Consider the following 14,316-nt stretch of genomic DNA (forward strand, 5'->3'; position numbering starts at 1 on the left):
GCGCAGCCTGATGAGTACATTGATCCGTCACAGTCATCCTCGCGTCGCCCTGATCGGCGAATGCATGATCGAGCTGCAACAGCATGCCAATGGCAGCCTGCAGCAGAGTTTCGGTGGCGACACCCTGAATACGGCGGTGTACTTGGCGCGTATGCTCGGGGGCGACGGGCAGGTGGACTACGTCACGGCCCTGGGCGACGACAGTTTCAGTGATGCCATGTGCAACGTCTGGGCAGATGAGGGGATCGGTTTGAGCAAGGTCCAGCGTTTGCCTGGGCGCCTGCCGGGTCTGTACTGCATTCAGACCGATGCCAATGGCGAACGACGTTTTCTGTATTGGCGCAATGAAGCCGCCGTGCGCGATTGCTTCACGACCCCGGCGGCGGAGCCGATTCTGGCGGCACTGCCCAGCTACGACGTGTTGTATTTCAGCGGCATTACCTTGGCGGTATTGGGCGAGCAGGGCCGTGCGCGGTTATTGTCGGCGCTGGTCGAGGCGCGTAGGCGCGGTGCCAGAGTTGCCTTCGACAACAATTACCGTCCGCGCCTATGGGTCAGTGTGGATCAGGCCCGCGAAGCCTATTGGGCGTGTTTGCCGCATGTCGATGTGGCGCTGTTGACCGAGGATGACGAGCGGGCGTTGTTTGGTTACGAGGACAGCGAGCAGCTATTGGCGGCGTATCGGCAGATGGGCATCAGCGAAGTGGTGGTCAAACGTGGCGCGGACAGCTGCCTAGTTGAGTCGCAAGGGGAGCGATTCGATATTCCGGCGCACCCGGTACAGCGGGTAATCGATACCACAGCGGCCGGGGACTCGTTCAGCGCCGCCTACCTGGCTCAACGCCTCAAAGGCGCAAGCCCGCAGGAAGCGGCTGAAGCCGGGCACCGATTGGCGAGTCTGGTGATCCAGCATCCGGGGGCGCTGATTCCCAAGAGTGTGATGCCGGTGTTTCAGTAGCCGGGGTGTAAAGCCATTCGCGAATGAAGTCGCTCCCACACAGTGGGAGCGATGTCTCTCTCAATCCCGATAAAACACTTGGACCAGGTGATAACCAAACTTGCTCTTGACCGGCCCGTGCACGACGCGCAGCGGCTTCTTGAAGATGACCTGATCGATGATGCCAACCATTTGACCAGGGCGAACTTCACCCAGGTCGCCGCCGCGTTTGCCGGAGGGGCAGGTTGAGTATTTTTTGGCCAACACGTCGAACGCTTCGCCTTTGGCGATACGCTGCTTGAGTTGTTCGGCCTCTTCGGCGGTTTTCACCAGAATATGGCGGGCGAGAGCTTTCATGTCGCAGGGCAGTCCTGGAAAAATCGGTGGCTATTATGCCTGTCCTTGGCGCCGATTGATCATTTCCTCGGACTTGTCCGCCAGAACACCCATATCGATTTGCGCCGCAAGCGTAATCACTCCAAGCTAGGGGCCATCAGACAGGTACCCAAGCTGCCTCTATTTTCTGGCAGGCTGTCATTTACCCTATTTCGTGCGGATGCTGCTCATGGATTTCCCGGCGTTGTTGAAAATCCTGGCCAGCCAGGACGGATCGGATCTTTTTCTATCGACCGGCGCGCCTCCCTGCGCCAAGTTCAACGGCGTCCTTAAGCCCCTGAGCACTGAGGCCTTGAAGGGGGGGGAAGTCGCTATAGTCGCCGCCAGTATCATGGATGCCGAACAAAAGATTGAGTTCGAGCGCGAGCTGGAAATGAATTTGGCGGTGTCGTTGGCCGGTATCGGTCGCTTTCGGATCAACATTTTCAAGCAGCGCAACGAAGTGTCCATCGTGGCGCGCAACATCAAGCTGGATATTCCCCGCTTCGAAGATCTGCACCTGCCACCGATCCTCCTCGATGTTGTGATGGAAAAACGGGGCCTGGTGCTGTTCGTCGGCGCCACCGGCTCGGGTAAGTCCACGTCACTTGCGGCGTTGATCGACTACCGCAATCGCAATAGCAGCGGCCATATCATCACCATTGAAGACCCGGTGGAATATATCCACCGGCACAAAAAATCGATCATCAACCAACGCGAAGTGGGTGTGGACACCCGCAGTTTTCATGCGGCCTTGAAGAACACCTTGCGCCAAGCGCCGGATGTGATCCTGATCGGTGAAATCCGTGACCGCGAAACCATGGAGCATGCCCTGGCCTTTGCCGATACCGGTCACCTGGCTATTTCAACGCTGCACGCCAACAACGCCAACCAGGCGCTGGACCGGATCATCAACTTTTTCCCCGAAGACCGTCGTCAGCAGCTGTTGCATGACTTGGGCAATAACCTCAAAGCATTCGTTTCTCAGCGGCTGGTCAATACCCTGGATGGCAAGCGACGAGCCGCTGTCGAAGTGATGCTGGGCACGCCGACGATTCGCGACTTTATCCAGCGCAATGAGCTGGGCGAGCTCAAAGGCATCATGGAGCGGTCCACCCACCTGGGGATGCAAACGTTCGACAGCGCGTTGTACGATCTGGTGATTGAGGGCGTCATCAGCGACGAGGAGGCACTGAAGAACGCCGACTCCATGAATAACGTGCGTCTACGCCTCAAACTGCACCGAGAAGGCGGCCCTACGACGCCCGTCACGTCGGCCCCACCGCCGCCCGAGCCCGCCGCCGAAGTGAATGTAGCGAACTGGGGGCTGGTGGATGAGCACGACGACGGCGGCCCGCGTCGTAGCTGATCAGCTGTAGAGCTAGCTGTTCAACTCGTCTCGATTCCGAAACTGCTCCAGCGCCTGCGGATTGGCCAGTGCATCGGTGTTCTTCACCGGCTGGCCGTGCACCACATTGCGCACCGCCAACTCGACGATCTTGCCGCTGATGGTACGAGGGATGTCTGTCACCGCGACAATTTTGGCGGGCACGTGACGTGGGGTGGTGTTGGCGCGGATCACCTGACGGATCTGCTGTTCCAGTTCTGGCGTCAAGTGCAACCCGTCCTGCAGGCGGACGAACAGCACCACGCGCACGTCGTCTTTCCAGCGCTGGCCAATAGCGATGCTCTCCAGCACCTGCTCGACTTTTTCCACCTGGCGGTAGATCTCAGCGGTGCCGATGCGCACACCACCCGGGTTGAGCACAGCGTCCGAGCGCCCATGAATGATCATGCTTCCGCGCTCGGTTTCTTCGGCATAGTCGCCATGGGCCCAGACACCGGGGAACTGGGTGAAATAGGTCGCCAGTAGCTTTTCTTGCTGCGGGTCATTCCAGAAGCCGATGGGAATCGCTGGAAAATGCCGGGTGCAGACCAGCTCACCTTTCTCGCCGATCACCGGCTGTCCATCGTCGTTCCACACCTCTACCGCCATGCCCAGGCTTTTGCACTGCATTTCGCCACGGTGCACCGGCAATACTGGGTTGCCGATGACGAAGCAAGACACGATGTCAGTGCCACCGGAAATCGACGACAAGCACAGGTCTTCTTTGATTTCGCGATAGACGTAATCGTAACTGCTCGCCGCCAGCGGTGAACCCGTGGACAGCAGGGTTTTGAGTCGTGTCAGGCGATGGGTTAAACGTGGCTGGATCGAGTGCCTTTCCAGCTCCGCGAGGTATTTGGCGCTGGTGCCGAAAACGCTGATGTTCTCATTGTCGATCAAGTCCATCAGCCGTTGCGGACCGGGGTAAAACGGCGAGCCGTCGTAAAGGACGACCGTCGCACCCAGGGCCAGGCCCGAGACCAGCCAGTTCCACATCATCCAGCCGCAGGTGGTGTAGTAGAACAGGCAGTCGTCACGTCCCAGATCGGCGTGCAGGCCCTGTTCTTTGACGTGCTGCAACAGCACGCCGCCCGTGCTGTGAATGATGCATTTGGGCACGCCGGTGGTGCCGCTCGAATAAAGGATATACAGCGGGTGGGCGAAAGGCACCGCAACGAAGTACGGCTCGCCTCCGACGGTATAAAAGTCGTTCCATAGCGCCACGTTGGCCGGGGTCTGGAAATCCTCCGCCCTGGCCTCAGGGCGGGCATAGGGCACGATGATCAGTTGTTGCAGAGAAGGCAGGCGTTCAAGGATTTCATTGACCTTGGCGGTCTGGTCAATGGACTTGCCGGCATAGTGATAGCCCGCACAGGTGAGCAGCACTTTCGGTTCGATCTGACCGAAGCGATCAATCACGCCCTGGGTGCCGAAGTCCGGGGATGAACAGGACCAGATCGCCCCCAGGCTGGTGGTGGCAAGCATGGCGACCAACGTCTGCCAGGTATTGGGCATACAAGCAGCCACGCGGTCGCCCACGCCAACACCCGCATCCCGCAGGCTTTGTTGCAAGCCTGCGACATGCTCCGCCAGCTCGGCGTAGGTCAATTGCATGCGCTGACCGTCTTCGCTGACAGAAATCACCGCCGGATAATCGTCGCGTCGGCGCAGCAAGTGTTCGGCGAAATTCAGCGTTGCGCCCGGAAACCACTGGGCGCTCGGCATCTGTGGGCCTTCGATAAGCACTGCGCTGGGCGGCGTGTGGAATTCGATACCGAAGACATCGACAATCGCCTGCCAAAAGCGTTCGCGCTGGTCGATGCTCCACTGGTGCAGTGCCAAGTAATCACGCAACTGAAGGTGGTGACGCTGGTTGATGAAACGCCGAAAGGCGTCCATGCGCGTGGCACCTATTCGCTGCGCGCTTGGGGTCCAAAGTGCTTCAGTCATGGTCCGTCCGCTCCGCTTACTGCGCCAACCAGCCACCATCGATGTTCCACGCGGCACCACGCACCTGGCTACCGGCTTCACTGCACAGGAACAGCACCAGCTCGCCCAGTTGCGGCGGCGTGACGAACTCCAGCGAAGGTTGCTTTTCGGCCAACAAATCATGCCTGGCTTTTTCCAGGTCTCCATCGGCGGCAGCGCGGGCGTCGATCTGTTGCTGCACCAGCGGCGTCAGCACCCAGCCGGGGCAGATCGCGTTGCAGGTGACGTTGCTGGCAGCGGTTTCCAGCCCGACCACTTTGGTCAAACCGATCACCCCATGCTTGGCGGCGACATAGGCCGCCTTGCCGGTTGAACCCACCAAGCCATGCACCGAGGCGATGTTGACAATGCGCCCCCACCCCTTGGCGCGCATCCCTGGCAGGCACAGGCGGGTGCTGTGGAACACGGACGACAGGTTGATCGCGATGATCGAATCCCAGCGTTCCACCGGAAACGCTTCAACCGGCGCGACATACTGGATACCCGCGTTGTTGACCAGAATGTCGACGCCGCCGAACTCACGTTCGGCGTAGGCGATCATTTCAGCGATCTGTGCGGGGTCACTGACATCGGCAGGGTGGTGGCCAACCTTGCCACCCAACTGTCTGACCTCGGCCAGCACTGCCGAGGCATCGCCAAAGCCATTGAGTACCAGGTTGGCGCCAGCTTTGGCCAGGCTCAGGGCGATGCCCAGGCCGATGCCGCTGGTGGAGCCGGTGACCAGTGCGGTTTTTCCTTGAAGACTCATGTGCAATTCCTCAAACGATGCCGGTGGCGTAGAAAGTGCCGATCACAACGAAGACCGCCAGTGTTTTGATAATCGTGATGCTGAATATGTCCCGGTAGGCCTCGCGGTGGGTCAAACCGGTCACCGCCAGCAGGGTGATCACTGCGCCGTTGTGCGGCAGAGTATCCATGCCGCCGCTGGCCATGGCAGCCACGCGGTGGAGCACTTCCAGAGGGATATTGGCGGCGTGGGCCGCAGCAATAAAGCTGTCGGACATGGCCGCCAGCGCGATGCTCATCCCGCCCGAGGCCGAACCGGTGATACCCGCCAGCAATGTCACAGTGATGGCTTCATTGGCCAGCGGGTTGGGAATACCTTTCAGCCAATCGGCGAGTACCAGGAACCCTGGCAGGGACGCAATCACCGCACCAAAGCCATATTCCGACGCTGTGTTCATCGCGGCGAGCAGCGCACCGCCGACGGCGCTTCTGCTGCCTTCGGCCAGTTTGCCGCGAATGGCACCATAGCCGAACACCAACACGGCCAGAATGCCGATCAGCAGGGCCGCTTCCACCGCCCAGATCGCAGTCAGCTTGGCGATTTCTGTTTGTACCGGTGTCGCCATGCCTGGCAGGCTGAGGGTGTGGGTTTTGCCATACCACTGTGGAATCCAGTGGGTGAACAGCAGGTTCATGACGCCCACCAGCAACAGCGGCGACAGCGCGATCCATGCATTGGGCAGCTTGACGTTCTCGGCGGTTTCCGGCTCGTTGCGCAGTTCGGTACCGTAGCCTTCGCCAGCACGCTGGGCCTTCTTGCGTTGGCGCTGCAGATACAGCATGCCGGTGCAGAACACGAACAGCGTGCCGATCAACCCCAGCCACGGAGCAGCCCAGGCGGTGGTGTTGAAGAAGGTTGTGGGGATGATGTTCTGAATCTGCGGGGTACCGGGCAGCGCGTCCATGGTGAAGGAAAACGCACCCAAGGCGATGGTGGCTGGAATCAAGCGCTTGGGAATATCGCTCTGGCGAAACATTTCGGCAGCAAACGGATACACCGCGAACACCACCACGAACAGGGAAACGCCGCCGTAGGTGAGCAGGGCGCAGACCAGCACGATCACCAGCATGGCCTGTCGTGTACCCAGCAACCGAATGGCTGCAGCGACGATGGCCCGCGAGAAACCGGACAGCTCGATCAATTTACCGAACACGGCACCCAGCAGAAAGACCGGGAAGTAGAGTTTGACGAAGCCGACCATTTTTTCCATGAACACCCCGCTAAACGCAGGGGCTACGGCCGAAGGGTCGGTCAGCAACACCGCGCCGAGGGCGGCAATGGGGGCGAAGAGGATAACGCTATAGCCACGGTATGCAGCAACCATCAGCAGCGCGAGGGCGGCTAAGGCGATGATTACACTCATTGAGTGTCTCCTGATTGTTATTGTTTTTTTGAGCTGCGGGCAAGCCCGCGCTGGCAATAGGTATAGCGAGTTTCGTGCCATATCGCTAACTATCTGAATTTATTAGCTTTTTATTTTATTTGAAAATAAAGACGATCTTTTATGTCTCAAAACAGAGACGTGGCCAGCCCCATCTTCGACGCGGCGCTGTCGCGCAGCAAACGGGGGATGTAGGAGCTGCCGAAGGCTGCGATAGGCCGGGGTCGCGGGCGACCGGCACGACCTTCAGCAATCCAGAGTTTACGACTGCCACGCAGCCGATTGCAGCCTTCGGCAGCTCCTACGAATCTGTGTTTGGCTGAATATAATGACATTTATGCTTTATTTTTCAATGATTTACAGGTTGATTGATGGGCGCGGGCTTGCCCGCGATGAGGACCGTCTATGAAATGCACATCTCACTAAAGAGACTTAAATCTCTTTAGTGAGACTCTGCAATCCCCAACGCTGCCATTTTTTTGTACAGCGTAGAGCGTCCGAGACCAAGCCGCTTGGCCGCTTCAATGACATTTCCTTTACAGCGCGCCAGTGTCGATTCAATCAACTGCCGATCAAATCGCTCACGGGCAACGCTGAATGTTTCTAATTCGGCAGGGGCCGGTTGAGGTGTCGCAGGTTTGCTCACGGGAACAAGGGTGCCAATGGCTGTGCGAATTTCTCGGGCATCAAGTATCAGGTCGTCGCTCAGTAACGCCGCACGTTCCAGCACGTTCTGCAGTTCGCGGATATTGCCCGGCCAAGCATGCTGGCCGAGCAGGGTGAGGGCCTCGTGGTCCAGTTCGTGCTGGCTGTGCAGCTCCTCAAGGATTGCTTCGCTGAGCGCCGGCAGATCGTCCAGGCGGTCACGCAAAGGGGGAACCTGGATGGGCAGGACGCTCAAACGGTAATACAGATCGGCGCGAAACTCTCCGCGCTTGATCGCCGCCTCAAGGTCAGTCGAGGTCGCCGCGATCAGGCGTATATCGCTCTTGATCACGTCATTGGAACCCACCGGTTCGTATTCCTTTTCCTGCAGTACCCGCAGCAGCTTGCTTTGCAATGGCAACGGCATGTCACCGATTTCATCGAGAAACAGTGTTCCGCCTTGAGCAATTTTCAGCTTGCCGGGCCGACCTTTGCGATCAGCACCGGTAAACGCGCCGGGCGCGGTGCCGAAGAACTCGGCTTCAAGCAGGGTTTCAGGAATGGCTGCGCTGTTGATGCTGACGAACGCTTTGTGTGCCCGTGGTGAAGCGCTGTGGATCGCGTGCGCAAGCAGCTCTTTGCCGGTGCCGGTTTCGCCCAGCAACAAAACCGGTGAGTCGGCACTCGCGCTGCGTCGCGCCCGGCGTTTGACCTCCAGGCTGGCTGCGCTGGTGCCTATAAAGTGCGCGAAGCTGTATTTGGCTTGACGTGCCTGCAGCAAGGAGCGGGTGGAGGCTAACTCTTCTTGCATGCTCAAGTAGCGTTTGAGCAGGGGGGAGAGGGCGTGCAGTTCGTCAAACAGGGCAAAACCAATGGCGCCAATCACCGCGCCGGCATCGTCGTGGATCGGCAGGCGCATCACTACCAATGGGTCCTTGGCCGTGTCCATCATGTCCAGAAGAACGGGCCGACCGGTGTTGACCACCTCGCGCAGCAGGCTGCCTGGGATGACGCTTTCACAGGGTTGGCCTACCGCCAGACTGGCGTCTTGCAGCCCAAAACGTCGGGCATAACGCTCGTTGATCCAGACGATGCGTGCGTCTTTATCGACGATCACCGTGCCTTCGCTGGACTGCTCGATAATCTCGAACAATGAACGAATCGCCAATCGCCGCACACGCTGGTAATCCTTGAGGCCGTCACTGTCTTTCATGATCAGGCGAACTCCGGATGCGCCGCCGCCAGCAACTCCTTGGTGTAAGGATGCTGGGGTGAATCGAATACATCATGGCTGGCGCCACGCTCAACCACTTTGCCGTCCTTGACCACGATCAGGTCGTGGGCAAGGGCTTTGACCACCGCCAGGTCGTGGCTGATGAACAGGTAGGTCAGGCCGTGTTTTTCCTGGAGCTGGCGCAGCAGGGCGACGACTTGTTTCTGCACGGTGCGATCGAGAGCCGAGGTCGGCTCGTCGAGCAGAATCAGGGCGGGCTTGAGCACCAGGGCGCGGGCGATGGCGATACGCTGGCGCTGCCCGCCGGAGAACTCATGGGGGTAGCGATGACGACTTTGCGGGTCAAGGCCGACCTCTTCAAGGACACGAATGACCTCCACTTCGCATTGCGCTGGGCTTAGATCGCTGTGAACTTCGAGGCCTTCGCTGATGATCTGCTCCACCGACATGCGTGGGCTCAGGCTGCCGTAAGGGTCCTGGAACACCACCTGCATCTGCTTGCGCCAAGGCCGCATCTGCTTATGGTTCAAGCCGTCCAGCGCGTGCCCCTGAAAGCGGATGCGGCCACGCGACTCCACCAGCCGCAGGATTGCCTGACCGAGCGTGGACTTGCCCGAGCCCGACTCACCGACGATGCCCAGCGTCTTGCCGCGTTCGATGCTCAGGCTGATGTCGTCGACCGCCTTGAGGTATTCCTTATGGTGGCCAAAAATCCCGCCGCCCATGGAAAACCACACGCTCAAGTTGTCGACCTCCAGCACCTTCTCGCGACTGTCTTTGGGCAGTGGTTCGCCAGCAGGTTCAGCATCCAGCAGCAGTTGGCTGTAAGGGTGTTGTGGGTGCTTGAACAGCAGTTGGCAGTTGGACTGCTCGACGATTTCACCGGCACGCATCACACACACACGCTGCGCAATGCTGTGTACCAGATTGAGGTCGTGGCTAATCAGCAGCAGCGACATGTTCAGGCGTTGCTGCAGTTCCTTGAGCAGCAGCAGAATTTTGCGCTGCACCGTCACATCAAGGGCTGTGGTTGGCTCGTCGGCAATCAGTAATTCAGGCTCGCAGGCCAGCGCCATGGCAATCATCACCCGCTGCCGCTGGCCGCCGGACAGTTGATGCGGGTAGGCCTTGAGGCGCTTCTGCGGGTGCTGGATACCTACCAGTTCCAGCAGTTCTAGAATTCGCCATTGGGCTGCCTTGCCGCTCAGGCCCTTGTGCAACAGCAACGTTTCGCCGATCTGTTTGGCGACAGTGTGCAAGGGATTCAGCGAGGTCATCGGCTCCTGGAAAATCATCGCAATGCGGTTGCCGCGAAGCTCGCGCAGGACTTTGTCATTGGCACCGATCAACTGCTGACCACGATAACGAATACTGCCAGTGGTCTGCGTACCGCCCTTGGGCAGCAATTGCAGTATCGAGTGGGCGGTCACCGACTTGCCCGAGCCCGATTCACCCACCAGCGCCAGGCATTCACCCACCGGGATATCCAGGCTCAGTTTACTGACCACGGTCTGCCCATTGAAAGCGACCGTCAGGTCGCGAATTTCAATCAGGTTGTCGGACGTTGCAAACGAAGTGTCGGACATTTAAGACCTCGGGTCGAAGGCATCGCGCAGCGCTTCGCCAATAAAAACCAATAGGGACAGGATCAACGCTAGGGTGAAGAACGCCGTCAGGCCGAGCCAGGGTGCTTGCAGGTTCTGCTTGCCCTGGCCGATCAGCTCGCCCAATGAAGCGCTGCCCGCCGGCATGCCGAACCCGAGGAAGTCCAGCGCGGTCAAGGTCGAGATCGCCCCGGTTAAAATGAACGGCAGGTAACTCAAGGTGGCGTTCATGGCGTTGGGCAGGATATGGCGCATGATCACCTTGCTGTCATCCAGACCCAGTGCTCGGGCTGCCTTGACGTACTCCAGGTTACGCCCGCGCAGAAATTCAGCGCGCACCACATCCACCAAGGTCAGCCATGAGAAGAGCGCCATGATCCCCAGCAGCCACCAGAAATTCGGCTCGACAAACCCCGACAGGATGATCAGCAGATAAAGCACCGGCAGACCGGACCAGACTTCCAGCAAGCGCTGGCCGATCAAGTCCACCCAGCCGCCGTAATAGCCTTGCAGGGCGCCTGCCGCAATACCAATCAGCGTGCTGATCAAGGTCAGGGCCAACGCAAACAGGATCGACACGCGCGCCCCGAAAATCACCCGCGCCAGCACATCGCGCGCCTGATCGTCAGTGCCCAGCCAATTGGTGGCGGTCGGCGGGCTGGGCGCTGGCTGGGTAAGTTCGTAGTTGGGTGTGTCATCGCTAAAGGGAATGGGCGGAAAAAGCATCCAGCCACCGTCCTGAGCAATCAATTTGCGCACATAGTCGCTACGGTAATCGGGCTGGAAGGGCAGTTGCCCGCCGAACGCCTGCTCGGTGTAGCGTTTGAATGCCGGAAAATACAACGAATGTTGGTAACTGAGCACCAGTGGCTTGTCGTTGGCGATCAATTCGCCGCCCAGGGTCAGCAGGAACAGCCCAACGAATAGCCACAGCGACCACCAGCCTCGACGGTTATGGCGAAAGCGATCGAAGCGACGGCGGCCTAACGGGGAAAGTCTGAACATCAGGCGTTCCTCGCACTGAAATCGATTCGGGGGTCAACCAGCGTGTAGCAGACATCGCCGATCAGTTTTATCAGTAGGCCGAAGAGGGTGAAGATAAACAGCGTGCCGAACACCACCGGATAGTCTCGCGACACGGCGGCTTCGTAGCTCATGCGACCCAGGCCATCGAGGGAGAAGATCACTTCGATCAATAGCGAGCCGGCGAAAAATACGCTGATGAACGCCTGAGGAATGCCTGCCACGACCAACAGCATGGCGTTGCGAAATACATGGCCGTACAACACCCGACGCTCGCTTAACCCCTTGGCCCGCGCTGTGACGACGTATTGGCGAGTGACTTCATTGAGAAATGAGTTCTTGGTAAGAATGGTCAGTGTGGCGAAACCGCCGATCACCAATGAGGCCACGGGCAGCACCAAATGCCAGAAGTAGTCGGCGATCTTGCCCAGGGTCGACAGCTGCTGAAAATTTTCCGACACCAGGCCGCGCACCGGGAACCAGTTCAATGAGGTTCCGCCGGCAAACACCACCACCAGCAACATGGCAAACAGAAAGGCCGGCATGGCATAGCCGATGATGATTGCAGTGCTGCTCCAGATATCGAAATGACTGCCATGCTTGACGGCCTTGCGAATGCCCAGTGGAATCGAGATCAAGTAGGTGATCAGCGTCGCCCACAGGCCGAGGGATATCGAAACGGGCATCTTTTGCAGGATCAGGTCTGTCACTTTTGCGCCGCGAAAAAAGCTGTTGCCAAAATCCAGTCGGGCATAGTTCTTGAGCATCAGCCACAGGCGTTCATGCAACGGTTTGTCAAAGCCGTATTGGTGTTCGATGTCCTTGATCAGCTTGGGGTCCAGGCCACGACTGGCGCGTGACGCATTGCTGCCGCCGACTGACTCTGCCGCCGCGCCCCCGACGGCAGTGCTGGCGCCACCGATGCCTTGCAGTCGGGCAATCGCCTGCTCCACCGGGCCGCCGGGCGCAGCCTGGACGATGAAAAAATTGACCAGCAGGATGCACAACAACGTGGGGATGATCAGGAGCAACCTTCGCAGCAGATAACCGAGCATTCAATTCACCTCTGCGGGGTTGGCCGAAGCACCGCGTTTGGCCGCGAATTGCTCATTGGTCAGCGGGATCGGACTGATTTCCCACCAGCTTTCAATGGCTTCACCGTTGCTCGCCTGCACGGCTGGAATGCCAAAACGGTTCCACCAGACAGTGGCCGAACCGGGCGGGTAATAGTTGGGAATCCAGTAGTAGCCCCACTGCAGCACCCGATCCAGAGCGTGGGCATAGTTGACCATGGTTGATTTTTTATCGGCCTTGACCAGCCCGCTGATCAGGCTGTCGATGGCAGGGTCCTGCAACACCATGTAGTTGCTCGACCCTGGGTCCTTGGCGCCTTTGGAGCCGAAGCAGTTATACAGCTCCGGCCCGGGTGAGGACGACACCGGATAGCCGCTGACGATCATGTCGTAATCCCTGGCCATGACCCGATTGAGGTACTGCGCAGCGTCGATACGGCGAATGTCGAACGTGACCCCGATTTGCGCCAGGTTGCGTTTGTAAGGCAGCAGCAGTCGCTCGAACCCAGCCTGGCCATTGAGAAAGGTAAAACTCAGTGGTTCACCCGCGGCGTTGACCAACTTGTCGCCCTTGGGCGTCCAACCTGCTTCTTCCAGCAGGCCGAGGGCCTTTAGCTGCTTGTCACGGATGAACCCTGTGCCATCGGTTTTCGACGGCTGGAATATTTGGGTGAACACTTCATCGGGGATGTGTCCGCGCAGGGGTTCGAGAATTCCCAGTTCTTCGGCGCGGGGTGGGTGGTTAGCCGCCAGCGGCCCGTTGGAGAAGTAACTGCTCTGACGCACGTACACGTTGTGCATCATCTGCCGATTGCTCCACTCGAAATCCCAGAGCATGGACAACGCTTCGCGTACGCGACGGTCTTGAAACATGGGCCGTTGCAGGTTGAAAACAAACCCTTGCGAACTCTGTATGGCGCCTTTGGCCAACTGCGCCTTTTGCAGGCGACCATCGCTCAGCGCGGGGCTGTCATAACCGATGGAGTAGCTGGTGGCCGAGTACTCGCGGTTGTAATCGTAGGCGCCGCCGCGCAGCACTTGGCGGGCGACGTCGATATCGCCAAAGTATTCGACGCTGAACTTATCGAAGTTATAAAGCCCGCGGCTGACCGGCAGATCCTTACCCCACCAGTTGGGGTCACGCTCAAACGTGATGCTGCGTCCGGCATCGACTTTACTCACCTTGTAGGGACCGCTGCCCAAGGGGATTTCAAAGCCACCACCATTCGCGAAGTCACGGGTTTTCCACCAATGTTCGGGGAAGACCGGCAGCGAGGCCAAGTCCAGCGGCAGGGTACGGTTTTCGTTGCTTTTGAAGTCGAAACGAATCTGTGTCGGCGACTCGACCTCGACGTTCTTCACTTCTTCAAACTGGGTGCGGTATTGCAGGCTGCCCTGGGTCATCAACAGGTCGAAGGTGTAACGCACATCTTCAGCGGTTATCGGCGTGTCATCGGCGAAGCGCGCGTTAGGATTGAGAAAAAAACGCAGGGACAAGCCGTCTTCGCTGCGCTCCATCTTCTGCGCGACCAAACCGTAAACCGTGTAGGGCTCGTCCAGCGCGCGCACCGCAAGGGGCGAATAGAGCAAGCCGCTGAGTTGTGCGACGCCGGTGCCTTTGTCGATATACGGCAGCAGATGGTCGAACTGGCCGATTTCCTGCGCCGAACGCCGCATGCTGCCGCCTTTAGGGGCGTCAGGGTTGACGTAGTCGAAGTGGGTAAACGTGGCCGAGTATTTGGGCGGCTCACCATAGACGGTCAAGGCATGTTGTGGGGCTGCGGCCAAGGATTGAAAGCCTGAAATCAAGGCCAGCGTTGCGAAAATCAGTGATGAAAAAACAACACGCATTGCTCGATCCTGACTGACGTCCGCAAGCGA

General features: G+C 58.8%; 11 protein-coding genes. 2 read left to right on the top strand and 9 right to left on the bottom strand.

The genetic code is table 11. The features are described 5' to 3' along the window. Positions 1–10: 10 nt before the first annotated feature. Positions 11–958, top strand: a complete 948-nt coding sequence (kdgK, locus tag AC1ME2_RS25980; protein ID WP_480438040.1) for a 2-dehydro-3-deoxygluconokinase — start codon at positions 11–13, stop codon at positions 956–958. A 60-nt stretch (positions 959–1,018) separates the two neighbouring features. Here the strand turns inward: kdgK and AC1ME2_RS25985 are convergent, their stop codons facing one another. After that, positions 1,019–1,294, bottom strand: a complete 276-nt coding sequence (locus tag AC1ME2_RS25985) for a peptidylprolyl isomerase (protein ID WP_480438042.1) — start codon at positions 1,292–1,294, stop codon at positions 1,019–1,021. Between the two features lie 208 nt (positions 1,295–1,502). Here AC1ME2_RS25985 and AC1ME2_RS25990 point away from each other — a divergent pair, with 208 nt between their 5' ends. Beyond that, complete coding sequence (locus AC1ME2_RS25990; RefSeq protein ID WP_480438043.1) at positions 1,503–2,681, top strand: PilT/PilU family type 4a pilus ATPase; 1,179 nt, start codon at positions 1,503–1,505, stop codon at positions 2,679–2,681. A 12-nt stretch (positions 2,682–2,693) separates the two neighbouring features. On the opposite strand, the gene AC1ME2_RS25995 is transcribed toward AC1ME2_RS25990, so the two are convergent. The 8 genes from AC1ME2_RS25995 to AC1ME2_RS26030 form a co-directional block, all read right to left on the bottom strand. Next, a complete protein-coding gene (locus AC1ME2_RS25995; protein ID WP_480438044.1) occupies positions 2,694–4,649 on the bottom strand; it encodes an acetoacetate--CoA ligase in 1,956 nt (651 codons plus the stop codon). Positions 4,650–4,665: 16 nt separating this feature from the next. After that, positions 4,666–5,436, bottom strand: a complete 771-nt coding sequence (locus AC1ME2_RS26000; protein WP_480438046.1) for a 3-hydroxybutyrate dehydrogenase — start codon at positions 5,434–5,436, stop codon at positions 4,666–4,668. A gap of 10 nt (positions 5,437–5,446) precedes the next feature. Next, positions 5,447–6,838, bottom strand: coding sequence for a GntP family permease (locus tag AC1ME2_RS26005; protein WP_480438047.1), 1,392 nt, complete (start codon positions 6,836–6,838; stop codon positions 5,447–5,449). 460 nt (positions 6,839–7,298) lie between these two features. Next, positions 7,299–8,714: a sigma-54 interaction domain-containing protein gene (locus AC1ME2_RS26010; RefSeq protein WP_480438049.1), complete on the bottom strand. Its 1,416-nt coding sequence runs from the start codon at positions 8,712–8,714 to the stop codon at positions 7,299–7,301. A 2-nt stretch (positions 8,715–8,716) separates the two neighbouring features. Beyond that, positions 8,717–10,321, bottom strand: a complete 1,605-nt coding sequence (locus tag AC1ME2_RS26015) for an ABC transporter ATP-binding protein (protein WP_480438050.1) — start codon at positions 10,319–10,321, stop codon at positions 8,717–8,719. Beyond that, positions 10,322–11,344 carry an ABC transporter permease gene (locus tag AC1ME2_RS26020; protein WP_480438051.1) on the bottom strand — a complete coding sequence of 341 codons (1,023 nt, stop codon included), beginning with the start codon at positions 11,342–11,344 and terminating at the stop codon, positions 10,322–10,324. Then, positions 11,344–12,417 carry a microcin C ABC transporter permease YejB gene (locus AC1ME2_RS26025; RefSeq protein WP_480438053.1) on the bottom strand — a complete coding sequence of 358 codons (1,074 nt, stop codon included), beginning with the start codon at positions 12,415–12,417 and terminating at the stop codon, positions 11,344–11,346. Before AC1ME2_RS26025 ends, AC1ME2_RS26020 begins: the two co-directional genes overlap by 1 nt. Continuing rightward, entirely contained in the window at positions 12,418–14,286 is a 1,869-nt protein-coding gene (locus AC1ME2_RS26030; protein WP_480438055.1) for an extracellular solute-binding protein, read from the bottom strand. Positions 14,287–14,316 lie beyond the last annotated feature (30 nt).

Source organism: Pseudomonas sp. ASL9, from assembly GCF_056680335.1.